Below are 26,323 nucleotides of genomic sequence, written 5' to 3'. Positions count from 1 at the left end.
AGTATGAAAAGAAATATTTTCAACCAAGTTTTTACAATAGCCGCAGGGGGGAGGAGTAAGAATCTAATCGGACTTCTTGCACTACTCCCTGCCTGGTATCTACTTTATCATAATCTTCAGGCAATTGCCGACTGGATAATAGATTCGGTAATTGGGATGCAGAAGGGGGCACACCTCACAGAGGCTCTCCGCTTCTTTATCTTCGAAGTGCCGAAGGTGTTGATGCTGCTTACGCTCATTATCTTTTTCGTAGGCATTATCCGTACCTACTTCTCGGCCGAGCACACACGGAAGATGCTCGAAGGCAAATCCACCTTCGCAGGCAATGTGTTGGCATCCATGCTGGGCATTGTTACGCCTTTCTGTTCGTGCTCTGCCATTCCGCTCTTCCTGGGGTTTGTAGAATCAGGGGTTCCGCTTGGAGTAACCTTCTCTTTCCTTATTGCCGCACCGATGATTAACGAAGTGGCGATAGTGCTTCTGTTAGGACTGTTTGGCTGGAAAACGGCTTTGATTTATGTAGTTACCGGTCTTATCATTGCAATCATTGCCGGATGGGTTATCGGGAAGCTGAAGCTTGAGCACTGGGTGCAGGACTGGGTTTATCAGACCCGCATTGGTGACGCAGGAAGTGGTGAAAACGGACTGACGTTCTCCGACCGAATCCGCTTTGGCTTTAATGCCGTGAAGGAGATTGTGGGAAAGGTGTGGATATATGTTGTGATAGGAATTGCCGTTGGGGCAGGAGCGCACGGTTATGTGCCCGAGGATTTCATGGCTTCGCTGATGGGCAAATCGGCGTGGTTCAGCGTGCCTCTTTCCGTACTTATCGGGGTGCCTCTCTATTCTAATGCAGCGGGAATAATCCCGATTGTATCCGTACTGATAGAAAAAGGAGCTGCCCTGGGCACCTCGCTGGCATTTATGATGGCAGTGGTGGGACTCTCGCTCCCGGAAATGATTATCCTCAAGAAGGTGCTCAAGCTGCCGCTGATACTCACCTTTGTAGGGGTGGTATCCATAGGGATAATGATTGTAGGTTTTTTGTTTAATCTGATATTTTAACTATTTATGAAAGTATTGATATTGTGTACCGGCAACAGTTGCCGCAGTCAGATGGCGCACGGCTGGCTTCAGTCGTTCGACCCTTCCCTCGAGGTACATTCCGCAGGAACGGAACCGGCATCCAGAGTAAACTCAAAAGCGGTAGCGGCGATGGCCGAAGCTGGGGTCGACATCAGCAGTCATTTCCCCAAAAGCGTGGAACGCTATCTGAATGAGGAGTGGGATTACGTAATCACGGTATGCGGTGGAGCGAATGAAAGCTGCCCGGTATTCACCGGAAAGGTGAAACACAGAATACATATCGGGTTTGATGACCCGTCTCATGCTACAGGAACCGACAACTTTATATGGAGTGAATTCCGTAGGGTAAGGGATGAGATAAAGGAACAGTTCTACGACTTTTATCTCCGGAATCTGAAAGAAAAAGAGACTCTACAACCGGATAACGCTGGCGATAAACCTGTTTTTTCGGATTCAAAAAAAGATGCTAAAGAGGTTGTAAAGGAGAAGTACAGCCAGATTGCTTTGCAGGAAAGCTCATCTGGTAAATCGTCCTGTTGCGGCACCGCCTGTTGTTCTTCGGGCGAGTACTCTGTATTCAGCGATAGCTACGAAACGATAGAAGGGTATGTGCCCGAGGCCGACCTTGGATTAGGGTGTGGATTGCCTACCGAATATGCCAAGATGAAGGAGGGTGATACGGTAGTGGATTTGGGTTCAGGTGCCGGCAATGATTGTTTTGTGGCAAGAGCCATTGTTGGCGAAAGCGGAAAGGTGATAGGCATTGACATGACCGAGGCGATGATAGAGAAAGCGAAAGCAAATGCCGCAAAACGTAACTATAGCAATGTTGATTTCCTTTTGGGGGATATTGAAAATATTCCTCTTGATGAAAATGTAGCCGATGTGGTGGTAAGCAACTGTGTGTTGAATCTGGTTCCCGATAAGCAGAAAGCATTCAGCGAGATTTTCAGGATTCTGAAGCCGGGGGCACACCTGTCGGTATCCGATGTTGTGCTGGAAGGCGAATTGCCCGACAATATAAAACAGGCAAACGAAATGTATGCCGGTTGTGTGTCAGGAGCCATTCAGAAGGATGAATATCTGAAAATAATGAGTGACAGCGGACTGATGAATATTATGATTCAACAGGAGAAGGTGATAACGGTTCCGGATGAAATCCTGCTGAACTATCTGAGCCTGCAAGAGCTTGCCGATTATAAAAACTCAGGAAAAGGCATCTTCAGCATCACGGTATATGCCGATAAACCGATGGGTTGTAACTGTAAATGTGAATGTTAAATCAAAAACTGAATTATTATATGTCATCTAATGTAAAGCTTAAGTTTCTCGACCGGTATCTTACTCTGTGGATTTTCCTGGCTATGTTTATCGGTGTCTTTATCGGATATATGAATCCGGGAATTGCCGATTTCTGGCATCAGTTCGAATCGGGCACTACCAATATTCCGCTGGCCATTGGGTTGATTGTTATGATGTATCCTCCTTTGGCAAAGGTAAAGTACGAGGAGTTGGGTAAAGTCTTTTCCAATAAGAAGATACTTTCCATCTCTCTGCTGCTGAACTGGGTTGTCGGACCTATCCTGATGTTCATTCTGGGAATCGTGTTTCTTCAGCATTATCCCGAATACATGTACGGAATCATCATGATTGGCCTGGCGCGTTGCATTGCCATGGTGCTGGTGTGGAATTATCTTGCAAAAGGAAACTCCGAGTATGCGGCCGGTCTGGTTGCGCTTAACAGCATATTCCAGGTATTGTTCTTCTCACTCTATGCGTATGTGTTTATTGCTGTGCTTCCGGGATGGTTCGGGCTTCCCACAACCAATGCGGTTGAGAATATAACTATCGGGGAAATTGCCCACAGTGTGTTTATCTATCTGGGAATACCTTTCATTGCCGGATTCTTATCCAGATACATTCTGATACGGGTGAAAAGCAATGAATGGTACTATACTAAATTCATCCCCAGAATAAGTCCGTTGACACTTATTGCTTTACTGTTCACCATTATTGTGATGTTTTCGTACAAAGGAGAATACATCGTGAAGCTGCCATTTGATGTTCTACTCATTGCGCTTCCCTTGATAGCCTATTTTGGCATCATGTTCTTTTTCTCGTTCTGGATAACAAAAAAGTCAGGAGCCGATTATGAGAAAACCACTTCGGTAGCTTTCACAGCAACAGGAAACAACTTTGAACTGGCGATAGCTGTTGCCATTGCGGTGTTCGGAATCAACTCGGGAGTGGCTTTCGCTGCCGTTATTGGTCCGCTGATTGAGGTCCCGGTTCTTATCCTTCTGGTTAAGTTTGCATTGAGGCAACAAGCTAAAATGAAACATGATTAATGCCCAACTAACTTATGAGTGAAATCAAAATAGAGCAAATGACATATCGTGCATGGTCTGACGTTGTACGAATTTATGAATCAGGAATTGCTACTAATAACGCAACATTCCAGACCAAAGCACCAGATTGGGATTCCTGGAATAATGCACATCGCAAAGATTGTAGATTAATCGCAAAGGTTGATGATGAAATAATTGGCTGGGTTGCATTGTCAAACGTTTCCAGCAGATGTGTCTACTCGGGAGTTGCTGAAGTTAGTATTTATGTTGATTCAACATTCCGCAGAAAAGGAGTAGGAGATAAGTTAATGGGGGCATTGATACAAGAGTCTGAATCAAATGGAATCTGGACATTGCAAGCGGGAATATTCCCCGAGAATATAGGAAGTCTGAAGCTGCATCATAAACATGGATTCAGGACAATCGGGCTTAAAGAACGCATTGGCAAGATGAGCGATACATGGCGTGATGTTGCAATATTGGAACGACGAAGTAAAGTGGTGGGCGTTGACTGATTTGTTTAATTCGTAGCATGTTTATATCGGCTGATCGATAAAGGGGGAGTAGCAATTATTCCATGCAGAAATTGATTGCTCCCCCCCCTCTATTATTTGTTCTGTCCCGACCGGAAAAGAGCGGTTCGGGAACCGATGCATCTGATTATAGTTTCTGCGACCACACCTCGCCGGTTTCATCTTCGGTCATCATCCAGATGGTTGGCCAGGATTCTTGCCCGTTGGTGAATTTGGCTCTCACCTCTATCTTTCCATATTTAAAGTTGAATTTGTCGACCGATTTCACGCCACCCATAAGGTGCGTTTCGGCGGTGGTGTATGGGTGCTTAATGTCTCTCACAGTCAGGATTACCTACAATACTTTATTTTCTTCTTTAATTCTTACTGACAACATAATAGCATTAAATAGGGTAAAAATGGCCGCAGTAAAATACAAATGAAAAATTAAAGGTATAACAGCTATTTCAATAACCACAATCATATAATTAGGATGTTTAAAATACCTGTATAACCCTTTTTTTATTAATGGATAATTGCGGATGCGATAAATTTTTGTGTTCCAGAATTTACCTAACGATAAAATGACCCAAGTTTTAAATACAAGAAGTGAAATATATGAAACGAGTAAAAAAGAGTTGTAAGGCACAGTCCGTTTTATTGAATATTCAATTATTAACGAAATGATAAATAAAACATGAAGTGCTACTATCAACGGATAATGTTTTTGCCCATATTCAATTGCACCATTTTGTAACAACCATTTTTCATTCCTTTTGGATAGAATTAATTCTCCAATTCGTAACAGAATTATTAATGATATTAAAAGGATGAAAGTCATGTTATTTTTCATTCATTTGGAGCAAAACCATCTCACAAGAAAAGCCAGGTCCCATTGAAGACATCAATCCGTAACCATCCTCAAAACCTTGAGTAAGAAACCTCTCCAGAACATATAAAACTGTGGGACTAGACATATTGCCATTCTCATTCATCACCTCTCTTGTATTTTTAAGAAAATCACCCTCTACCGATAGAGCTTCTTCATAAGCAGTTATGACTTTTTTACCGCCTGGATGGAATATAAAATTCTTTACATCTGAAATTTTTAAATGATTTCTATCTAAGAATGAAGTAATATCGTTATTTACATTTTTTGCAATAATAGATGGAATGTCTGATGAAAACAAAACTTTAAATCCTTCATCAACAAAATTCCATCCCATTACATCAAGTGAATCATAATACAACTTGCTTTGACTTGCCAGAAATGTTATTTCATTTTTGGTGTTGTTTACATAATGATCTCCAACAATCAGACAGGCGGCTATACCATCAGAAAATAAAGTTGTACCTATAAAGTTACTCATACTAAAATCATTGCGTAAGAAAGTCAATGAACACAACTCCACAGCTACTAGTAGAACCACTGCTTCCGGATTCGCTTTAGCCAAAATACATGCTTTTGAGTAACCAGCAACTCCTCCTCCACAACCTAAACCAAAAATAGCCATACGGTTGATGTTTTTGTTCAATCTCATTTTATTAATGATAAGTGCATCTAAGCTTGGTGTAGAAAGTCCTGTTGTGGAAATAAAAATTATATCAGTTATATCATCCTTATTAATTTGCGCAGTAGAAATACACTCCTCTATTGCTCTGACTGAATATTCAAGAGATATCCTTATATATTCTACATTTTGATCCTGAAAAGTATGTAGGGTTGAATAGTAATCCAGTGATTTGCAAAAATTTCTTGTTACTATTTCGGTATTATCAAATGCACTCAACATACTTTCAACTTGCGGAAAAGAAGGTGCAAAAAAATCTTTGGCATATTTCTTCACTTCCTTCTGATCTATTTTGAAAGGAAAATCAATTTTTGATATCGCTGCTAATGAAGGCATAGCATCATAATTAATAATGTTACATTAAACACCTGCAAAGACGAAAAGTCGCTGAGATACAATATAATTAACATTCTTGCTTTAAATATGTTCAGCGACTCCAAGTATAGTTTTTTATAGAAAAGTGTTTTTTTATCATTCATATTTCATCTTTTTAATTTAAACATTTGCAATTCATGATTTTATTTTAAAGAATCCATCATGCTATAAAATACAAACAAATGTTAACACATAATAAATAAAGTATCTTAAATATTTTATATGATTTCTATGACAAATATTCTTCTGATATATTAAGATATACATTAATTAATCTTGAAAGCTTTATTTTTGGTTAAATAGCAGATAATGTGCAATTTATATTAAAATAAAGCTGATGCAATAGAATAAAAGGCATCTTATTTGTTATTTACTATATGTCTGTTTTATATTTATTAGTTATCAATTAAATCTCATTGATTATGAAAAAATTATTATTTACATGCCTAGCCTTAATGGCTTTTATGCTTCCTTCAGTTGCACAAGTGGACCATGATTATAATCCAAATGACGAAGCAATACCTGAATCAGGTTTTGAACTTAAAAATGAACAAGTTCCTCTTTCTGTCAGGGCGGCAATGAAAGTTGACTTTAAAATGGAAAATCCAGCTACATGGACCAAGTTCCCTTATGCGTTACATGAATATGGATGGGTATATGATAAAGCTGCATCCGATGTTAAACCCGATTTTTATAGAGTTTCTATGAAAACTGCTAAAGGCATATTGTCTGCAGTCTATTCTGCAAAAGGAGATCTTATTTCAACTCGAGAGGAGTCTACTAATATAGAAATACCTCCCTATGTTTTAGAATCACTTTCAAAAAGCAAATACAAAGACTGGACTGTAGTTGGGAATAAAGAGATGATTAAATACTATCATGATAAGAATAGTGTAGAGCAACATATCCGCCTCACACTTGTAAAAGACAATGTAGTAAGAAGTATATCTTTTAACTATCATGGGGATACAAAATAGGAAGGAACGAAAATCTTTTATAATTTGCTTTATATTAGGAATGGATAGTTAGCACATAAAATAAGCTGGAGTTCATAATATATTTGTTTTGGTTATTCAAATACATTGAGAATTCCAGCTTATTAGCAGTATTACTGAGAGGCAGCAATAATAAAATCAAAATGATAGAAGGCAAGCATACGGATGTAGAGATCAAAAGTTCTTTGAACTGAAAATTTTAGCTCTACACAATAAAAGCTATACCTTTTTAGGATGAGCCTCTTTTATTCTATATGATGTAAAGAACTACACAAATCAGTCAAAGAAACTCTTGAATTTGCGGAATATCTTCTCCTTCACGCTATTATTCGGCTTAAAGCTGTCCGAAGTCTCCAGTTTTTCAAGAACACTCTTTTCTTCTTTGTTGAGTGACTCGGGTACGTAGATACTTACGTTTACCAACAGATCACCTGTGCCGTATCCGTTTACGCTTGGTAGACCTTTGCCACGCAGGCGAAGCACCTTGCCCGGTTGAGTGCCCGGTTCAATCTTTACCTTCACCCGACTGTCGATTGTTGGGATCTCTACTGCTCCACCCAATGCTGCGGTTGGAAAGCTTAGCAGCAGGTTGTAGATAAGATCGTTCTCATCACGAACCAAGTCGGGATGTTGTTCTTCCTCCACTTGGATAAGCAGATCGCCCGGCACACCGTTGTGCTTTCCGGCATTTCCTTTCCCGCTCATGGAGAGCTGCATTCCTTCGGCGACACCCGCGGGGATGTTTACACTTACCAGCTCTTCACCGTATGTAATACCCTCACCGGCGCATACCTTACATTTATCCTTGATAATCTTTCCTTCTCCACCACAGGTAGGACAAGTGACGCGGGTCTGCATGGTTCCCAGGATAGTTTGCTGGTTACGGATTACCGAACCCGAACCTTTACAGGTAGAACAGGTTTCCGAACCGCTGTTGCCTTCGGCTCCTGTACCGCTACAGTGCGAACAGACAACGTATTTCTTCAGTTTGAATTTCTTTTCTACTCCGGTTGAGATCTCTTTCAGGTTGAGCTTTACCTTTACGCGAAGGTCCGAACCTCGGAAACGTCTCTGTTGCTGACCGCCTCCGCCGCCAAAACCGCCGAATCCGCCAAAGCCTCCTCCGCTGTGACCGCCAAATATATCACCAAACATGGAGAAGATGTCGTCCATTGACATGCCTCCGCCACCAAAGCCACCGCCAAACGGTCCGCCGTTGCCTGCCGCTCCGCTCATGCCGGCGTGGCCAAACTGGTCGTAACGAGCGCGCTTATCTTGGTTGCTCAGCACGTCATACGCTTCTGCCGCTTCCTTGAATTTCTCTTCCGCCTCTTTATTCCCCGGGTTCTTGTCGGGGTGATATTGAATTGCTTTTTTACGATATGCTTTTTTAATCTGATCCACTGTGGCAGATTTCTCTACCCCCAGCACTTCATAGTAATCTCTTTTAGCCATTGTTTGTTATCCTTTAAATTATTCGCCTACTACAACCTTGGCATGACGAATTACTTTTCCGTTAAGTGTATATCCGGTCTGAACGCAATCCAGAATCTTTCCTTTCAGCTCTTCAGTCGGAGCTGGGATTGTGGCAATTGCTTCGTGGAAATCGGTATCAAATTCACATTCGGCAGTTTCAATCATCTGTACGCCGTTTTGTCCCATGATCCCCATAAACTTGTTGAAGATAAGTACCACACCTTCGCGTACTGCAACAACATCTTCAGCTGTTTCCATCATCTTCAAAGCTCTCTCCAAATCATCGATTATAGGAAGGATACTGCTAATGCTCTTTTCGCCACCGTTCTTAATCAGCTCGGCTTTTTCCTTCATGGTGCGTTTGCGGTAGTTGTCGAATTCGGCAGACAGACGCAAATATTTGTCCTTCTGGTCTTCGATTGTTGCATTCGCCTCTTCCAGTTGCTTTGCCAGCGCCTGTTCTGGTGTTAGCTCTTCTTCCTGAGCCGGAGTTTCCTGCTGAGGAGCCTCTGTTTCCTGAGCCGCTTCCGTTTGCTGAGTGCTTTCTACTAATTCTTCTTCTTTAATCGTTTCTTTTTTCTTTGGATCCATATATGTTGTCTTTTTATTTTTCCTGTTATTCCAAAATGATTTTACCATACTTCGTTTTTAAGAGGGTGTGGTTCGCAAAAAGGACTACAAATTCTTTGCCAAGATAACAGTCCGGACAAAATTTTGTGCAAAAGTACTGCTTTTTAGTGAATAATGGCTAACTGAGAGTTAACAATCTGACAGATTGGCGAAATAATTCATTTTAAATGACTACCTTTGTGCCCGTTTAATAAACAAGGTATAAAAGACAATATAGAATGATTACAGTTTCGAACGTTTCAGTTCAGTTTGGTAAGAGAGTTTTGTTCAATGACGTAAACCTCAAGTTTACGAATGGTAACTGCTATGGTATTATCGGTGCCAACGGAGCAGGTAAATCTACTTTCCTTCGTACGATATACGGGGATCTGGACCCCACAACCGGTTCTATTGCGTTAGGTCCGGGCGAGCGTCTGTCCGTATTGAGTCAGGACCACTTTAAGTGGGATGCATATTCCGTAATGGATACCGTAATGATGGGGCATACCGTTCTTTGGGACATTATGAGACAGCGGGAGGTTCTTTATGCAAAAGAAGATTTCACCGACGAGGACGGATTGAAAGTATCCGAGCTGGAAGAGAAATTTGCAGAGCTCGACGGATGGAACGCTGAAAGCAACGCGGCAATGCTGCTGAGCGGACTTGGCGTGAAGGAGGATAAACACTACACCCTGATGGGCGATTTAAGCGGTAAGGAAAAGGTACGTGTGCTGTTGGCACAGGCGCTTTACGGTAATCCGGACAACCTGCTGCTCGATGAGCCTACCAATGACCTGGACATGGAAACCGTGACATGGCTGGAGGAGTATCTTTCCAACTTTGAACATACTGTGCTTGTGGTAAGCCACGACCGTCACTTCCTCGACTCGGTATGTACGCATACAGTAGATATTGACTATGGCAAGATTAACCTCTTTGCCGGTAACTATAGTTTCTGGTACGAATCAAGCCAGCTGGCTCTCCGTCAGCAGCAGAACCAGAAAGCAAAAGCTGATGAAAAGAAAAAAGAGCTGGAAGAGTTTATCCGCCGCTTTAGTGCCAATGTGGCAAAAAGTAAGCAGACTACCAGTCGTAAGAAGATGCTCGAGAAGCTTAATGTAGACGAAATCAAACCATCTTCACGTAAGTATCCGGGAATCATTTTCACTCCCGAACGTGAACCGGGTAACCGCATCCTCGAAATCTCTGGTTTGAGCAAGAAGACAGAAGAGGGCGAAGTGCTGTTCAACGATGTTAACTTCAATGTGGAGAAAGACGATAAGATTGTATTCCTGTCACGTGATCCTCGTGCTATGACTGCCTTCTTTGAAATCATCAACGGAAACATGAAGGCCGATGCCGGACATTATGACTGGGGGGTAACCATTACCACCGCTTATCTGCCATTGGATAATACCGATTTCTTTAACTCGGACCTTAACCTGGTGGACTGGCTTGGTCAGTTTGGCGAAGGAAACGAAGTCTACATGAAGAGCTTCCTGGGACGTATGCTTTTCTCGGGCGAAGAGGTGCTCAAGAAGGTAAGTGTTCTTTCGGGAGGAGAGAAGATGCGTTGTATGATTGCACGTATGCAGTTGCGTAGTGCCAACTGTCTGATTCTCGATTCACCGACCAATCACCTTGACCTGGAATCTATTCAGGCGTTCAACAACAACCTGAAGACTTACAAGGGAAATGTGCTCTTCTCTTCACATGACCACGAGTTTATCCAGACTGTGGCCAACCGTGTGATAGAGCTTACTCCGAACGGAATCATCGATAAGATGATGGATTATGACGATTACGTCACTTCCGACCACATCAAGGAGCTTCGCAGAAAGATGTACGGCGACAAGTAATTGCAAGATTAACTGATATAATATAAAAACGCTCAGGTCATTCAATGGTCTGGGCGTTTTTTATTTCCGTACCTAAAGATGTCTACACTGGGTGTTGCATGAATCCTGCCATGAATAGGAGGCTGATGTTTCAACAGCGATTCGCTGCTTATGCTTAACAATGAGGTTATATAATCGCTATTTAAGTGATATTTCAACTGATGATTCTTAAAATTAACAGAGTTAACTCATTTAAATTTAAGCACTTACATTCAAATAAGGTTAAATTATCAAGTTATAATAAACTTAGATTCAGAGTAGATTGTTTTTAAAACACTGATGGCCACATATGTGGCTCGGGATACATATTATCAAACAATTTACCGAAGACATCTTACTATCCTCTGAAGAGTAAAGAGACTGAAGCCTAATGCTGAGAAATAGTCGTAATATTACTTTTAGGAGATTATTTGCTGAAAATGACCACATCTATGAGAAACGACTTATCCTCTGTTTTTTCCATGGAATTATTCTTCTAAAACATTTTCATTTAATCACTCAGTTGCTAACCAAAGAATGCCTTTCCAGGAAAAACATTACCTGCATAAGTGAATGTTAACTTTATCCTAATTAAGAACTCTGAATTAGCGGTTTATCCTTCGTATTCAAACAGTCCATTCATATATATGGAATTTGAAAGGAAGTAAAGCTGTATTTAATTTAATATTATTGCTTATATCAGACTGATGTTGCATTTATAAATAGAAATACAGATGAAAAAAATAATACAATTTATTTTTCTCTTGTTCTTGTTTACTACAAATCTATATTCAAAGCAAAGAACAAGTAGTGAGGCTTTTAGTATTGCGAGTTCTTTTTGTAATAAGTCTCAAAGTACAATTAAAAGAATGTCGATCGATGGAGCAGCTTTAAAGTTGGTCTATACTTGTGCAGATAGCATTGTTACCCGTTCTTCTGACAGGGATGTTTATTATTATGTATTTAATATTGGAGAGAACAATGGCTTTGTCATCGTCTCAGGTGACGATAGGGCAAAAGATATTCTGGGATATTCTGATGGCGGCAGTTTTGACATCAACTTCCTACCCCCTAATTTTGTCTACTGGCTTGACTGTTATAAACAAGAGCTGAGAGCTTTAATGGAGCAGCCTGATACAGCAGCTATTGCTTCAACCGTTCAATTAAATGCTCTTAATGAAAACGTCCGCGAGGCAACGTATGCTACATCTGTTGCTCCATTATTAGGGAAGATGAAATGGAATCAAGATTTTCCATTTAATAATTTTTGTCCTTTCATTGGCGATACGGAAAGAGCTCCAGCAGGATGTGTTGTTATTGCTATGGCACAGGTTATGAAATATTATAAATGGCCCGTAAGCGGAACTGGTTCAAATACATATACCCCAAAAGGTTTCACTGAACCATTATCTGTTGATTTTTCTCAAACAACGTATGATTGGGATAATATGTTAGAGACATATACAAAAAACGGTTCAAGCACACAGATTCAAAATGATGCGGTTGCCACATTAATATATCATGCGGGAGTAGCATCAAGTACAGATTACAATAAAGAAAGTCGTACAAATCCAATAAAAAGAGGCAGGGCAATGATAGATCATTTTGGTTATGATTCTAACATGCAGCTATATGAAAGAGACTATTATTCTAAATCTGAATGGGTCGATAAACTTAAAGAAGAATTAAATGTCAAACGTCCGGTTATATTCGAAGGGAATAATACAAAAGATGGTCATGCATTTGTGTGTGATGGCTATGACGTCAATAATTTATTCCATTTTAACTGGGGGTGGGGTGGTGTCTCTGATGGGTATTATGAATTATCGGCACTTAATGTTTATTCATTTGGCTATGCTGATGGATTTAATTGGTATCAATCTGTTACCACTGGCATTCAAAAGGCTGGATCTTCATCGTCTGAACCAACTTATCAAGTGCGTTTAAACACAACTTTAGATGTTTCTTCAAATTCTGCTACTTCTGCAATTTCTTCGACTAATGTAACTTCCCAAAAATCTGCGATTAGTTCTATTTCTGTATCTGGTCAAATATCTAATAATGGCATTAATAATTTTGTTGGTAAAACAGGTATAGCTTTATATAATCAAAATGGATTTGTTCTGCTTATTGATAGTTTTTCAATAAATATGGAACCTATAGCTCTTATTAATGATCATGTAGGTGAAGGATGGACAAAGGTTGATTATAATGCGCTTAAACTTTCTGAGGTTGCTTATGGAAATTACCAGTTATATTCTGTATACAAAGCAAATGACCAGGCCGATTGGCAAATTATGAGAGGAAAAGTTGGAACTCCCAATTACCTGAATGTAACTATAACATCTTCAGAAATTTCAATTAATTATCCTGATGTACGACCTAAGCTTACATTAAATTCATTAAGTGTTACCGGCAATCTTTATCAAAACAAAACGGGAAGATTTAATGTAAATATTACGAATAATGGAGGTGAATATAATTCTATAATAAGGGTCGAGTTATTTCTAAAGTCAGATATTAAAGTTTTTCAAAGAGTTTCTATAAATCCAATCAATATTCCTGCTGGTGAGACAAAATCTTTTGATCTGTTAGGCAATATATCATTAGCCCCCGGAGAGTACTATTTGGTTGTATCATATGACCCATTAAATGATCGTTTGAAGTCAGTAGAAGAAGAAATTTTTGGTGTTGTTAAAATTGTAAACATATTATCTGAACCTGCTGAAAAACCGCTTCTTATGCTTACTTCAAAAATATCTTTACCCGACTCAACCAAGGTTAGTCGAAATGAAATGCTTACTGCAAATATTAAAAATGTCGGTGGTTATTTTAATAACAAAATTATTGCATTCATTTTTCAGCCATCAAGCAGTCAGTCTATTTCTGATTTTGGCTTTCAAACAATCTTTTTGGATAAAAATGAAGAAAAAACAATAGACTTTAAAGGCTATTTAAACTTAGATCCTGGTAACTATATTGCTGCCCTATATTATCGGGATGAAACAGACAGTCAATGGATTCCATTTACTCCCTATGAAGATTCCTGGTTATCGTTTACCCTTGTAAATGATCCTACAAGTGTAAAACAAACGAGCAAGGTCAAGCCTGTTGTTTCCCCGAATCCGGTAACCGATAAGCTATGCCTGCAATCAGATGAAGTTGTAGAAGTAATAAGTATTATGGATCTTTCTGGAAAACAGGTCCTATTAATCAATCCTCAAGTAAGTGGAGAAATTATTATTCCTGTAGAAAAACTCACTTCGGGGGTGTATATTATTCAATTGGAAACAACAACCGGAATGCAAACATGTAAATTTATTAAGAAATAAATAGTTGGTTTTAATCTATAATTATTACAATTCACGATAGTTGTGTTTTATATCTGTCTTCCTATAATTCAGTCAGTTTAAAAAATACAAAAACAACAACCAATTATATTGTTTACTTTTTTAAGCTATTCGAAAATAGGATGTTGACTGTGTAACATTTTAATATGGAAATTCAAATGAATAAAATAATAAAACTCTTTGTTCTCTTGTTCTTGTTTACTACAAATCTATATTCAAAGCAAAGAACAAGCAGTGAGGCATTCAGTATTGCGAGTTCTTTTTGTAATAAATTTCAAGGAACAATTAAAAGAATGTCGATTGATGGAGCAACTTTAAAGTTGGTCTATACTTGTGCAGATCGCATTGCTACTCGTTCTTCTGACCGTAATGTTTATTATTATGTGTTTAACATCGGAGAGAACAACGGCTTTGTCATCGTCTCAGGCGACGACAGGGCAAAAGATATTCTGGGATATTCTGATGGTGGCAGTTTTGACATCAACTTTCTGCCTCCAAACTTTGTCTACTGGCTTGACTGTTATAAACAAGAGCTGCAAGCTTTAATGGAACAACCTGATACAGAAATTATTGCTTCAGCAGTTCAGTTAAATGCTCTTAATGAAAACGTCCGTGAGGCAACTTATACCCCATCTGTTGCTCCTCTTTTGGGTGGAATTAAATGGGATCAGCGTGCACCTTACAATGATCTTTGTCCAATTATTAATACATCCACATCTGAAAGAGCCGCTACAGGATGTGGTGCTACCGCGATGGCGCAAATAATGAGATATCATAAATGGCCCGTTAGTGGAACAGGATCAAACACATATACACCAGAAGGGTTTACTACTCCTTTGAGTGTTGATTTCTCTCAAACAACTTATGATTGGGTCAATATGCCTGAAACATACAATAGTACAAGTACAGCAGCTCAAAAGAATGCCGTAGCCACATTAATGTATCATGCCGGGGTAGCCGCAAGCATGAATTATGGCATTGAAAGTGTTACACCCATTCATTATTTAGCTAGGGCTTTGATTAATAATTTTGGTTATGATTCTAATCTTCAGATTTATGAAAGAAATTTTTATTCTATGCCAGAATTGGTGAATCTTATTAAGACTGAGTTAAATGCTAAACGTCCAGTCATTTTTTCTGGAGAAAGCTCGGATAAAGGTCACGCATTTATTTGCGATGGTTATGATAGCGACGGCTTATACCATTTCAATTGGGGGTGGAGTGGATTGTCCGATGGCTATTTTGAACTGTCTGCACTTAATCCTCTTTCTTTGGGTACAGGCGGTGGAACTATTGGGGGGTATAATAATAAGCAATGCATTGTTATCGGAGTACAAAAGCCAAGCGCTTCATCTGTACCATCCTATCAAATATACGAATATTTGCCTTTAACTGCCTCTGCCGTTTCTGTTAATCGTACAGACCCATTTTCTGTTTCTACCGAATTGCACAATAGGGGAATCAATAATTTCAATGGTGTCTTTTGTACGGCTTTATGTGATGAAAGCGGTATTGTAGGTCTACTGAGTGGTTATAATGTTTCTTTTAATTCTTATACACATACAGTGAGTAATTTTTCATATCCGTCCAAAGCTATTCCTGCTTCAATTGCAAATGGCAATTATAAACTTTACAGTTTATATAAAGCAACTGGTCAATCTGACTACTATATCATGAGAGGGAAAGTTGGCACTCCGAATTATTTAAATGTATCCATCACATCATCCACCGTTTCTTTTTCCACTCCCGATATATTTCCTAAGCTGACATTAAATTCATTAACCGTTACCGGTAATTTGTATCAAAACAAAACGGGACGATTTAATGTCAGTGTTACGAATGCAGGAGGGGAATACAATTCCAACTTGGTTATTTATTTAAAATCGGTTACTAATGGTGATGTTACTCAGTTTGTTAGTAACGAACCTGTAAATATTCCTTCAGGTGAGACAAAAAGTTACAATTTAATTGGAGAAATATCATTAGCACCAGGACAATACTATTTATCTGCGATGTATGATCCGGCGAATGATCGTTCAAATTTGAAATCAGTTGTCTATATCGCCGATCCTATAAATGTAAATGTGTTGGCTGAACCTACTGTTGATCCTTCTTTTGCACTTACGGCTGAAATATCCTTCCCAGATAACACAAAGGTCAACAAGAATAACGCTGTGCTCACTGCACATATAAAAAATTCCGGAGGATATTTTGACGATGATATTGTTGCATTTGTGTATCCGTTAGATGGAGCAAACTCGCTTACATATTTTGGTCTTCAAAAGATGTATATAGAAACAAACGAAGAGAAAACAATCACCTTTACAGGTCAAATACATTTGGAACCAGGTTCCTATAGAACTGCTATCTCTTATTGGAATCCAATAACAAGTGGCTTTAAGAACTTGATTACAACACCTTATGGTGTGTTGGGATTTACGCTTGTTGATTATGATACAGGTTTAGAACAAACACCTCAGAATAAACTCCTAATTTATCCAACCCCGGCTATCGATAATCTTTATATCAAATCCGGAGAGGTTGTAAAAACAATAAGGATAATGGATCTTTCAGGAAAACAGATGTTATTAATAAATCCTCAATTGAGCGAAGAAATTATTATTCCTGTAGAAAGGTTGAGTGCAGGTGTGTATATTCTCCAGTTGGAAACTGCAACCGGAATGCAAACATGTAAATTTATTAAGAAATAATCACTTAAAAATTGTTGTTATATTTAATGTGAAATATTTACTAGATAAGGTTATAAGTGGATATATTAAACCTGGATAATCTATTGTAAAATAATGATATGTTATTGAAAAATAAAAAAGTGCCCGGAACTGGATTGGTTCCGGGCACTTTTCGCCAATCCTGATTGAACTCTTTTTAATTGAGGTGAACATGGCAGACTGGTGAAATAAACCGATTGATTATCGTTTTGTTTACCTGTATGCAACTAATTAAGAGATTTCTTTTATGTGATTGAATATCAGTTGTTAAATCATTTTTTATATTTGATTTAATATGTGCAAAATTATGCCATTTTCTTTGCTTCTCGATAAAATGTTTCTCATATTTGCCTGATAATCAATTTATATAAGTATGAAAAAAATACAAACCGAGTCCGCTAAAACTGATGAGAATGTTAAAGGCATCTTTAAAAAGATGGTTATGGACAAAAGGGAGATGCACGCTTATATACAAGCAAATGGTACATTGAAAGGATTCAAAGGCAACAATGTTAAATTTGCTAAGCCCTTATGAAATTGAGGAGATAGACTAGGGATACCAGTTTACTACAGAGTCTGGTGCTTTATACTTCATTACTTTTATCGAATCCACTTCCTACTTGCAGCATTTTTCCACAAACAGAATAATATATCCGACTAAAAAATAGTCAATTTTTGCACAGTTATTCCCTTTTTACTTCATTATCTGTGCAAAAATTGACTGTTTTAGCAGGATTTAACGATACAGTCCGATAAAATTTTATCTTTGTAGAAAATACTATGAAAGATGACTTTTGATAATTCAATTATTCTCAAGCAACTTAAAATCAGATGTGGAAACAGCAGCATAAAGCTGCCCGGTAAGATTCAAATGCAATTTGATGGGAAAAATTGTTGCCTGACTGTGTCATCATTGGGTGTGCTCGAAAATATGCAGAATGATGCAGGTGCATTCGAAGGATGGGCAATTGTGCTGTATAGATGGCTTAACCCCGAAGCTGTTATCATTGGATGGGAAAAACCGGACGAAAGCAATGGGCACTATCAGAGATCCTTATTTAGGGTGACAGAATTCTGCAAGGAATATTGTTGGTGTAAGATAGCGGAAAACTGTAAAGAGATGACTGCCGACTTGCGCATTTCAGAAAATGGGGGCATTTATATTGTAAATGCATCGGATAAAGTCAGAAATCAATCCAAACCGAATGAGAGAAGCAAAGAGGCATGCCTGGAGATGAATATTTGCAATAACCCCTCGCAACTAAGTAGTCTTACAGATGCGGTTTTTATAAATAGACAGCTTCCTGTGGGATTGTTTGAAAATGAAGTGACGGATGAGAATATAATATTCACAGGCAAAAAGAGCGCTGTCGATTTATGGGGAATGGATACAGAAAATAATCTGTTGATTTTTGAACTAAAGGCTGATGGCAATAGAAAAATTGGGATAATCAGCGAATTGTTCTTTTATGCTATTTTTATGTTGAAAGTAAAGAATGGGCTATTCAAATCGCCTTCATTTCCTGACTTCAAAACAATCAGAACATTCTTTCTAGCCTCTAAAGTTCATCCACTTATAGATGATAAAGTAATCGAGATCTTGAACAATAACACATCGGTCATATCTTATTCCATAATATCAAATAATGATTTTGATTTAGTAACCGAATGCAAATAGTAATCCACAGAGGTATAAACCAGATAGGTGGTTGCATTACAGAAATTGCAACCTCAACGAGTCGTATTTTAATTGATTTGGGACAAAACCTCCCTGACAATACTGGCGATATATCAGACCCACTAGCAAATAGCGAAGCTGTTGAACGTATTGTGAAAGGTGTTGATGCGATATTCTACTCGCATTATCATGGAGATCATGTTGGGCTAATGGAGTTTGTTCCTGAAGGTGTTGAACAGTACATTGGTTCGGTGGCAAAAGAGGTTATGGCTGTCAAGGCAAAGTATTTACGTAAAGAAGAATGTACTATTTCGATACTCAAAACGTTCAATAAATTGAATGAAATAACCAAAGGAAATATCACAATAATCCCTTTCTTGGTCAGTCATTCGGCTTGCGACTCGTATATGTTCTTGATAGAGGCAGACGGCAAGAAAGTGCTTCATACAGGTGACTTTCGTGATCACGGATACATAGGCGAAGGATTGATTCCGGCCATTAAAAAATATATCGGACAGGTTGACTTTCTTATTACCGAAGGTACAATGCTTTCCCGATCCAATGAAAAAGTACCAACCGAAAGCCATCTTCAGATGATGGCACGCAAGCTGATGCATAAACACAAATACGTGTTTGTGCTTGGCTCGTCCACGGATATTGATCGCATCGCTACATTTCACAAAGCAAATCCCGATGGCAGGCTGTTTGTTTGCGATAGCTACCAAGCTGAGGTGTTGGATGTGTTTACTCACAACAATGGTGCATATTCTGGCTTGTATAAGTTTGATAACATATCCGTTTTCCCCGATTCAAACTTGCTTAAGAATATGATTGATAAGGGCTTTTGTATGATGATCAGGTGTAATAAAAATAAAGGTAAATATTCAAAATTCACAGATCTCGTCATCGATAGAATTCCAAAATCAGATCGCATGGCAATCTATTCCATGTGGAGTGGATATATTGCTGAAGGAAGAAACCAAAAAACTGAATACATTGAGCTCTTATCAAAATTTGATAATGTTGGGCAAATTCACACTAGCGGTCATGCTTCGCAGGAGTGCCTTATAAAGGTCTGTAATTTAACCGCTCCACGTTTGGCAATAATACCCATTCACAGTGAAAATTCAGAGAATTTCAGGCAGCTTCTAAGTTATACGGATATTAATTCAAGGATTGTCACTGCTTCAGAATGTATTAATGGAGTAGATATTATAATCAGAGAGTAAATGCATTGGAAGCGTCATTTATCTACCACATACAAGCCTGCTTGTTTTCTTCCGAAATAAGTTTATCGCACCCTAAAACAAAAAAAGTGCTCGGAACAAACCAATTCAGTTCCGGGCACTTTTCATATAAGTTAAGCTGTATCTTATTTCCTAAACTCAATCTTTTGCTTGCTGGTTTCGCGGAACAGGTCCTTGCCCAGTACGGAGAGTTTATCGCCTTGTACAATAACTTTCGAGAGCATGTCGCAATCAATGAAGGCGCCTTCCTTAATGGCGGTTACTGTGCGTGGAATAAGCAGTTCGCCCGAGAGGTGGATGCATCCGCTAAAAGCGCGTTCGCCTATCACCTGGAGCTTCTGAGGTAGGTTGACGGACATCAGATACTTCTTCTGGGTAAAGGTGAAGTTTGGAATCTCGGTGGCTGTGGTAAAGGTTTATTTCTTACCGGTCACATGTATTTTATCATCTCTGCCAGCTGCATAAAATAATCGTTTGACCATATCTCAAGCTCTTGCGGATTTTTTATAAACGGTTCCACATCCCTTTTGACCATATTTATGTCGGTAGACGATAATCGTTCTTTGAGTTTAATCAAGAATTCCTCTTTGGATATCTCAATTCCGTTAAACTGTTTTGTGCGCACCTGAAAATGGTGAAAATCCAATTTAACACCCTTTTTAATGTACCATTCGAAATCGTACCAGTCACGACCCTTTACACGGTGTTTCCAGTTACGGAAAATTAAAGCGTGCATCTTTCCTGCGTAAAGGTCTGGTAGGGTAAAGCATTTAGTCATAAAGGAAAAAGGATGCAGAAGTAGTTTCTGCTCTGTAGAAAATTCCAGCGGAGGATTTATGTCAACCTCTATTTTAATCTTCAGGCTCTTTTCCGTACGGAATGACACATCGTATGTTTCGGTATCGTCTTTCAGAAAAGCCGATTCAACCGTCCCAAAATTCTTTTTATCTTTTTTGGTTATCTCAACATCTCGGCCAAGAGCCTTAAACTCCTGAATAATTGCAGGAAAATAATTTTGAAGATCAAATGAATCATCGTGAGCCACAAGCGAGAAATCCAAATCTTCAGAAAAACGTTGCATCTGATGAAAGATACGTAAACAGGTTCCTCCATAAAAGGCTGCTTTATCGAAGAACCGACCACGATATAACCCGGCAAGAGTAATTTCCTGCATTACCTCATATATTGCATTTCTACGGTCGTTTTCCGATACAATTTCATATCTGGACAACATCTGATCAAACATATTCATCATTCAAGGAGCTTTATCAAATTAGTAATATCATTCTTTTTCTTGCTTGTAAATGCACATTGCTTGAAAATTTCCACATCCATTTTATAGAATGCCTCCATATCCAACCTAATATCCTCTTCTAGATATAGTTGTAATGTTTTAACATAACGAAGACGCACATTTGGGGTGTATGCTATCAGGTCACACAGAGCCTTTTCGGGTGAGGCTATCATATATGTATAGCCTTCTTTCTCCTGCTGATTGATACCAATGGAATAATAGTCCTCCGGACAAAATGTATAATTAAAACGTCCTATAGCATTGTTGAATTGTCTGGAGCGTTTCAGTGTCATTGATTGTACGGTATATACTTTTTCGGGTATTAGCCCGTGATGCCGTAAAGCACTCTCCATAGATACGTAAGATGGCCCGTATATATGATTTGCCATAAGTTCCGTTGACAGCAACTTTCCTGAAACTTTGGGAGACACCACATATAACCCTCTTTTAAGACGCACTAACTTACCAGATTTTTCAAGATCAGCAATCTTGTGCCGCGGTGAAGCATATCCCGCCAGAAGTGATTCTAACACCGAATAATCTACAGGTATAATTCCTAAATCAGCAAGTTGTTCCATAAATAAAATAATTTATACTGTGCAAAAATAGTCAATTTTTGCACAGTTATTCCCTTTTTACTTCATTATCTGTGCAAAAATTGACTTTTTTAGCAGAATTTTATTCAATTCATTCATCAATATCATTTTGTTCTCTGCAGGAAAAATACGATCGTTGGTGTACAATGCTTGCAAACATAATAATAATCCATTTGGTTCACATGCTTAAAATATCTCATTGATGAACAAGCTATTGCTGCGCTGGAGATGAACTATTGATATATGACACTTGTTTAAATCAAGGCAATTAGATGGCACAGAAAATTGTCCGGTATCTACCATGATTGATTGTGTAAATGTAATTGTATGGGCTGATAAAACAGTGATTTATAACAGTCGTGCAATACAAGGATGCCTGGTAAACAGCTGCAGAAAGAACAGGTGTATAATACAATAAAAAATTATCTTAAACTAAAATTTTAAGCTATGGGGAAAGAAGCAATTAAAGTCTCATCTGTCGATGTAGATAAACTTTTGGCGATGTTAAATGGAGCCCTCTCAGAGGAGTGGCTTGCCTATTATCAGTACTGGATTGGATCAAGATTAATGGTGGGCCCGATGAGAAGTGAGATAGAGCCCGAATTGCTATTGCATGCCAATCAAGAGCTGGGTCATGCCCTTTTAGTGGTCGGCAGGATTATACAACTTGGCGGAACACCGGTTCTAAATCCAAACGAATGGAGTAAATTGGCCAGGTGTTCCTATGAGGAGCCTTCGGATCCTTACATTGAGGTAATTCTGGAACAAAACTTAAGAGGAGAGAGATGTGCTATCCACAGATATCAAGAAATTGCCAGTTTCACAGATGGAAAAGATCACGCAACTCACCAAATGGCAGTTCAGATCCTAAATGAAGAGCTGGAACATGAAAATGACATTGAAGAGTGGCTTACTGATATTGACAGGATGAAAGAGGAATGGAAAAAGATCAGAATGTAATTCAATTCTTATCGGACGCCAATAGTATAAAGCCATAATAGAATGATGGTGAAACAATGGTCTGAATCCCTAAAATAAAAAAGTGCCCGGAACTTGGTTGGTTCCGGGCACTTATTTTGTTTTAAGGCAGACTCTTATTTCCGGGAGCGTAAAATAAAATATGTCATGCTTTATTTTGCTAAAGCTCATCGGTTGGGGATCGGCCAACACTCGTCGGGGACGGATCACCGCTACCGACAAGCGTAAATTTACTTCCTAAACTCAATCTTCTGCTTGCTGGTTTCGCGGAACAGGTCCTTGCCCAGTACGGAGAGTTTATCGCCTTGTACAATAACTTTCGAGAGCATGTCGCAATCAATGAAGGCGCCTTCTTTAATGGCGGTTACCGTACGCGGAATAAGCAGTTCGCCCGAGAGGTGGATGCATCCGCTAAAAGCGCGTTCGCCTATCACCTGGAGCTTCTGAGGTAGGTTGACGGACATCAGGTACTTCTTCTGGGTAAAGGTGAAGTTCGGAATCTCGGTGGCTGTGGTGGCCGAGAGGTCGAGCGACACAAGGTTCGGCATGAAGTCGCGTATTACCTTGAAGTCGTCCTCGTTGATGCTGCCTTTGATGGTGAGGTAGTTCAACTCGCTGGGCTGATGTCCCGCCTTCATTATTTCGTTGCCCAGCTCGCCCGCTTTCGTCAGGCTGATGGTCAGTGTTTCGGGGGTGCCTTCCAGGATGGCAAACTTCTCCCAACCCTTCTTATGCTTGTAGGCATCGCGGCATCCCACCGGAATGAATACGGCTGTCAGACTGTCGTTAAGCGCTTCGGGCAGCAGGTTGGGGGCTGTCTTTCTGTTTATCATCATCAGGGTGAGGTTGCTGCAATCTTTGAATGCGCAATCTTCAATGTTGATTGTCGATGTGGGCAGCATAATTTTCTTCAGGCTCTTCTTTCCACGGATTGTTCCTTTTTCGGCGTTGCAGAAAGCATATGCCGGGATGCAACTCATGGGGTATACGTAGTATTTCTCCGGATAAGTGCCTTCCCTGCCCATGTAGAGGGTGATGGAGGCGTTGGAGATGTCGAGCGTCTCCAACTTCACCAGACTGTCGCGCATCAGCTTAAAATCCTTTGCGTTCAGCTTTCCGGTAATCGTGAGGTGAGTCACGCTCTTTGCCTCTTTTTCGGTTAGTTGTTCTTTCAGTGTTCCCGCTTTCGCGACGAAAAGTGTTTTACTTACTGTCTGCGCCGTTGCAAAAGAGATGCTAAGGCATAAAAACATCAGTATTCCTAACTGTTTCAGTTTCATGTGTCTATTAATTTAATTTCTGTTCAATTCCTTTCATGCTGAGCTGCACCCGTTTACGCGCCACGTCAACGCTTTCAACGCGCACCATGACGTACTGATGGATGGATACCACCTGGTTGGGGTCGCTCACAAATCTGTCGGCCAGCTGAGAGATGTGCACCAGTCCGTTCTCCTTGATGCCCACATCGACAAAGCAACCGAAGTTGGTGATGTTGGTCACGATGCCGGGCAGTACCATCCCTTCGCGCAAGTCGTTGATGGTGCGTACGTTCTTGTCGAACTCAAACACCTGAATGGTTTGCCGAGGGTCTCTTCCCGGTTTTTCCAATTCCTGCATGATGTCGTTCAGTGTGGGCATCCCAACCGTATCGGTTACATACCTTTCCGGCTTGATTTGCGCCCGCAGTTCCTTGCTGTTAATCAGCTCCTCGACGGTGCATTTCAGGTCCTTTGCCATCTGCTGCACAATGTGGTAGCTTTCCGGATGAACGGCCGAGTTGTCGAGCGGGTTTTCCGCTTGCGGTATGCGGAGGAATCCGGCGCATTGTTCAAACGCTTTGGCGCCCATTCGCGGAACCTTCATCAGTTGCTTGCGCGAGGTGAACGCTCCATTCTCAGCACGGTAACTCACGATGTTCTGAGCCAGTTGCGGACCTAGCCCGGAGATGTAGGTCAGCAGGTGCGTACTGGCCGTATTCAGGTTTACACCCACCTGATTCACGCAGTTTTCTACGGTCTGGTCCAGCGATTTCTTCAGTTTCGTCTGGTCCACATCGTGCTGATACTGTCCCACGCCAATCGATTTCGGGTCTATCTTGACCAGTTCTGCCAGCGGGTCCATCAGTCTGCGGCCTATGGAGACGGCGCCCCGCACGGTTACGTCGTACTCCGGGAACTCATCTCTGGCTGTTTTCGATGCCGAGTAGATGGATGCCCCGTTTTCGCTGACCACAAACACCTGCACTTCGCGGTCGAACCGCAGAGAAGTGATAAATGTTTCCGTTTCGCGGCTGGCGGTGCCGTTGCCTATGGCGATGGCCTGAATATCGTATGCCTCCACCAGTTTGACCACTTTCTTGGCAGCCATAGACCGCTCGTTCTGAGGCGGGTGGGGGTAGATGGTTTCGTTGTGCACCAGGTTTCCCTGCGCATCCAGACACACCAGTTTGCAGCCGGTGCGGTATCCCGGGTCAACGCCCAGCACTCTTCTCTGTCCCAGAGGCGCAGCCAGCAGCAGCTGACGCAGATTTTCCGCAAAAACGCGGATGGCCTCCGCGTCGGCCGTCTCTTTCGATGCAGCCGAGAATTCCGTTTCGATGGAAGGCTTCAGCAGGCGTTTGTAGCCGTCCTTCACCGCCTCAGCCACCTGCTCGCCGCAAGCATTGTTGCTGCGTACAAACATGCGTTCCAACCGGTCGATGCACTCCTCGTCCTCGGGCGAGATGCTCACCTTGAGTAACCCTTCCGCCTCTGCCCGGCGAATGGCGAGCAAACGATGCGAGGTGCAGCGTTTCAACGGTTCCGAGAAGTCGAAATAATCCTTGTATTTGGCGGCTTCCTCTTCCTTTCCCTTCACCACTTTTGCGGTGATAACCCCTTGACGGGCAAACTGGTTACGCACTTGGTTACGGGCACGTTCGTCCTCGTTCACCTGCTCGGCAATGATGTCTCGCGCCCCTTTCAGGGCATCTTCCGCATCCTTCACCTCGCCCTTCACAAAAGCCTCGGCTCTTGCAGAGAGGTTGCTTTCGCGTTGCAGCATCAGCAGTGTGGCAAGCGGTTCCAGCCCCTTCTGACGCGCCACTTCCGCACGGGTTTTCCGCTTGGGTTTGTAGGGCAGGTAGATGTCTTCCAGCTCGGTAGAGTCCCAGCAATTCTCAATTCTCTTGCTGAGTTCCGGAGTTAGTTTTCCCTGTTCCTCGATGGTGCTTATGATGGTTTCCTTGCGCTTTTTCAGTTCGCTGAGCTTATCGTACTGCTCCTTGATGTTTCCAATCTGAACCTCGTCCAGACCGCCGGTAGCCTCTTTTCTGTACCGGCTGATGAAAGGGATGGTGGCTCCTTCGGAAAGAAGTGACAGTGTGTTCTTTACCTGCTTTACGGCGATGTTGAGCGCCGTGGATATCATCGTGTAAAATAGCTCCATTGTATGCTCTGTTTTGTTGTTCTGAAAGCAAAGATACGAATTTATTTGAAGAAAAAAAATTACTTTTTTCTTATTTTGAGCGCGCACCCCAGTGCGCACAATCATGATATTTGCAATCGATTGAAATTCAGCGTGTTGATGTGTAAGGATAATTCGAGCGCGCAGCGCACTGCGCA

22 protein-coding genes and 1 pseudogene are annotated in these 26,323 nt (G+C 40.6%); 13 read left to right on the top strand and 10 right to left on the bottom strand.

Features of this window, described 5'->3' with window-relative positions; all coding sequences use genetic code 11:
- Nucleotides 1-3 precede the first annotated feature (3 nt).
- The 5 genes and pseudogenes from ABWU87_RS05995 to ABWU87_RS05975 all read left to right on the top strand — a co-directional run bounded on the left by ABWU87_RS05995 (nucleotide 4) and on the right by ABWU87_RS05975 (nucleotide 3,949).
- A complete protein-coding gene (locus ABWU87_RS05995; RefSeq protein WP_353334080.1) occupies nucleotides 4-1,065 on the top strand; it encodes a permease in 1,062 nt (353 codons plus the stop codon).
- A 6-nt stretch (nucleotides 1,066-1,071) separates the two neighbouring features.
- Nucleotides 1,072-1,485, top strand: a pseudogene (locus ABWU87_RS05990) (arsenate reductase ArsC); the annotation flags it as partial.
- Nucleotides 1,480-2,367, top strand: coding sequence for an arsenite methyltransferase (arsM, locus tag ABWU87_RS05985; protein ID WP_353334425.1), 888 nt, complete (start codon nucleotides 1,480-1,482; stop codon nucleotides 2,365-2,367). The pseudogene ABWU87_RS05990 and the gene arsM, both read left to right, overlap by 6 nt.
- Before the next feature lie 20 nt (nucleotides 2,368-2,387).
- Nucleotides 2,388-3,434 (top strand): ACR3 family arsenite efflux transporter, encoded by a 1,047-nt coding sequence (arsB, locus tag ABWU87_RS05980; protein WP_353334079.1) that lies wholly within the window; start codon nucleotides 2,388-2,390, stop codon nucleotides 3,432-3,434.
- 14 nt (nucleotides 3,435-3,448) lie between these two features.
- On the top strand, nucleotides 3,449-3,949 hold the full coding sequence (locus ABWU87_RS05975) for a GNAT family N-acetyltransferase (RefSeq protein WP_353334078.1): 501 nt from the start codon (nucleotides 3,449-3,451) through the stop codon (nucleotides 3,947-3,949).
- A 145-nt stretch (nucleotides 3,950-4,094) separates the two neighbouring features.
- Here ABWU87_RS05975 and ABWU87_RS05970 read toward each other — a convergent pair whose 3' ends face one another.
- The 3 genes from ABWU87_RS05970 to ABWU87_RS05960 are packed head-to-tail and all read right to left on the bottom strand — an operon-like array spanning nucleotide 4,095 to nucleotide 5,853.
- Nucleotides 4,095-4,289, bottom strand: coding sequence for a family 16 glycosylhydrolase (locus ABWU87_RS05970; RefSeq protein ID WP_353334077.1), 195 nt, complete (start codon nucleotides 4,287-4,289; stop codon nucleotides 4,095-4,097).
- Nucleotides 4,290-4,301: 12 nt separating this feature from the next.
- Entirely contained in the window at nucleotides 4,302-4,799 is a 498-nt protein-coding gene (locus ABWU87_RS05965; protein WP_353334076.1) for an isoprenylcysteine carboxyl methyltransferase family protein, read from the bottom strand.
- On the bottom strand, nucleotides 4,789-5,853 hold the full coding sequence (locus tag ABWU87_RS05960; RefSeq protein WP_353334075.1) for a type III polyketide synthase: 1,065 nt from the start codon (nucleotides 5,851-5,853) through the stop codon (nucleotides 4,789-4,791). Before ABWU87_RS05960 ends, ABWU87_RS05965 begins: the two co-directional genes overlap by 11 nt.
- A gap of 461 nt (nucleotides 5,854-6,314) precedes the next feature.
- Between ABWU87_RS05960 and ABWU87_RS05955 the strand changes: the two genes are divergently transcribed.
- Nucleotides 6,315-6,869, top strand: a complete 555-nt coding sequence (locus tag ABWU87_RS05955; RefSeq protein ID WP_353334074.1) for a hypothetical protein — start codon at nucleotides 6,315-6,317, stop codon at nucleotides 6,867-6,869.
- A 294-nt stretch (nucleotides 6,870-7,163) separates the two neighbouring features.
- On the opposite strand, the gene dnaJ is transcribed toward ABWU87_RS05955, so the two are convergent.
- Both dnaJ and ABWU87_RS05945 read right to left on the bottom strand, forming a co-directional pair.
- A complete protein-coding gene (gene dnaJ, locus ABWU87_RS05950; protein ID WP_353334073.1) occupies nucleotides 7,164-8,342 on the bottom strand; it encodes a molecular chaperone DnaJ in 1,179 nt (392 codons plus the stop codon).
- 18 nt (nucleotides 8,343-8,360) lie between these two features.
- The gene (locus tag ABWU87_RS05945) at nucleotides 8,361-8,954 is read right to left on the bottom strand and encodes a nucleotide exchange factor GrpE (protein WP_434533909.1); all 594 of its coding nucleotides are present in this window, start codon (nucleotides 8,952-8,954) and stop codon (nucleotides 8,361-8,363) included.
- Nucleotides 8,955-9,211: 257 nt separating this feature from the next.
- On the opposite strand from ABWU87_RS05945, the gene ABWU87_RS05940 reads away from it, so the two are divergent.
- From ABWU87_RS05940 to ABWU87_RS05915, 6 genes are all read left to right on the top strand, one after another.
- Complete coding sequence (locus ABWU87_RS05940) at nucleotides 9,212-10,831, top strand: ABC-F family ATP-binding cassette domain-containing protein (protein ID WP_353334071.1); 1,620 nt, start codon at nucleotides 9,212-9,214, stop codon at nucleotides 10,829-10,831.
- 752 nt (nucleotides 10,832-11,583) lie between these two features.
- Complete coding sequence (locus ABWU87_RS05935; RefSeq protein ID WP_353334070.1) at nucleotides 11,584-14,181, top strand: thiol protease/hemagglutinin PrtT; 2,598 nt, start codon at nucleotides 11,584-11,586, stop codon at nucleotides 14,179-14,181.
- Nucleotides 14,182-14,357: 176 nt separating this feature from the next.
- On the top strand, nucleotides 14,358-16,910 hold the full coding sequence (locus tag ABWU87_RS05930) for a C10 family peptidase (protein WP_353334069.1): 2,553 nt from the start codon (nucleotides 14,358-14,360) through the stop codon (nucleotides 16,908-16,910).
- A 391-nt stretch (nucleotides 16,911-17,301) separates the two neighbouring features.
- On the top strand, nucleotides 17,302-17,463 hold the full coding sequence (locus ABWU87_RS05925; protein WP_353334068.1) for a hypothetical protein: 162 nt from the start codon (nucleotides 17,302-17,304) through the stop codon (nucleotides 17,461-17,463).
- Nucleotides 17,464-17,715: 252 nt separating this feature from the next.
- Entirely contained in the window at nucleotides 17,716-18,606 is an 891-nt protein-coding gene (locus ABWU87_RS05920; protein ID WP_353334067.1) for a hypothetical protein, read from the top strand.
- On the top strand, nucleotides 18,597-19,835 hold the full coding sequence (locus ABWU87_RS05915; RefSeq protein ID WP_353334066.1) for an MBL fold metallo-hydrolase: 1,239 nt from the start codon (nucleotides 18,597-18,599) through the stop codon (nucleotides 19,833-19,835). The genes ABWU87_RS05920 and ABWU87_RS05915 overlap by 10 nt, the downstream gene beginning before the upstream one ends.
- 143 nt (nucleotides 19,836-19,978) lie before the next feature.
- Here the strand turns inward: ABWU87_RS05915 and ABWU87_RS05910 are convergent, their stop codons facing one another.
- The 3 genes from ABWU87_RS05910 to ABWU87_RS05900 are packed head-to-tail and all read right to left on the bottom strand — an operon-like array spanning nucleotide 19,979 to nucleotide 21,725.
- Nucleotides 19,979-20,248 carry a leucine-rich repeat protein gene (locus tag ABWU87_RS05910; protein ID WP_353334424.1) on the bottom strand — a complete coding sequence of 90 codons (270 nt, stop codon included), beginning with the start codon at nucleotides 20,246-20,248 and terminating at the stop codon, nucleotides 19,979-19,981.
- A gap of 35 nt (nucleotides 20,249-20,283) precedes the next feature.
- Nucleotides 20,284-21,108, bottom strand: a complete 825-nt coding sequence (locus ABWU87_RS05905) for a nucleotidyl transferase AbiEii/AbiGii toxin family protein (protein WP_353334065.1) — start codon at nucleotides 21,106-21,108, stop codon at nucleotides 20,284-20,286.
- Complete coding sequence (locus tag ABWU87_RS05900) at nucleotides 21,105-21,725, bottom strand: type IV toxin-antitoxin system AbiEi family antitoxin domain-containing protein (RefSeq protein WP_353334064.1); 621 nt, start codon at nucleotides 21,723-21,725, stop codon at nucleotides 21,105-21,107. The genes ABWU87_RS05905 and ABWU87_RS05900 overlap by 4 nt, the downstream gene beginning before the upstream one ends.
- Before the next feature lie 465 nt (nucleotides 21,726-22,190).
- Here ABWU87_RS05900 and ABWU87_RS05895 point away from each other — a divergent pair, with 465 nt between their 5' ends.
- Entirely contained in the window at nucleotides 22,191-22,703 is a 513-nt protein-coding gene (locus ABWU87_RS05895; RefSeq protein WP_353334063.1) for a ferritin-like domain-containing protein, read from the top strand.
- 248 nt (nucleotides 22,704-22,951) lie between these two features.
- Here ABWU87_RS05895 and ABWU87_RS05890 read toward each other — a convergent pair whose 3' ends face one another.
- Complete coding sequence (locus ABWU87_RS05890; protein ID WP_353334062.1) at nucleotides 22,952-24,001, bottom strand: leucine-rich repeat protein; 1,050 nt, start codon at nucleotides 23,999-24,001, stop codon at nucleotides 22,952-22,954.
- A 7-nt stretch (nucleotides 24,002-24,008) separates the two neighbouring features.
- Complete coding sequence (locus ABWU87_RS05885; protein ID WP_353334423.1) at nucleotides 24,009-26,147, bottom strand: Tex family protein; 2,139 nt, start codon at nucleotides 26,145-26,147, stop codon at nucleotides 24,009-24,011.
- Nucleotides 26,148-26,323: the final 176 nt, after the last annotated feature.

It is taken from the genome of Bacteroides sedimenti (assembly GCF_040365225.1).
Taxonomy (GTDB): domain Bacteria; phylum Bacteroidota; class Bacteroidia; order Bacteroidales; family Bacteroidaceae; genus Bacteroides; species Bacteroides sedimenti.
This window is presented reverse-complemented; position numbering and strand designations above follow the sequence as displayed.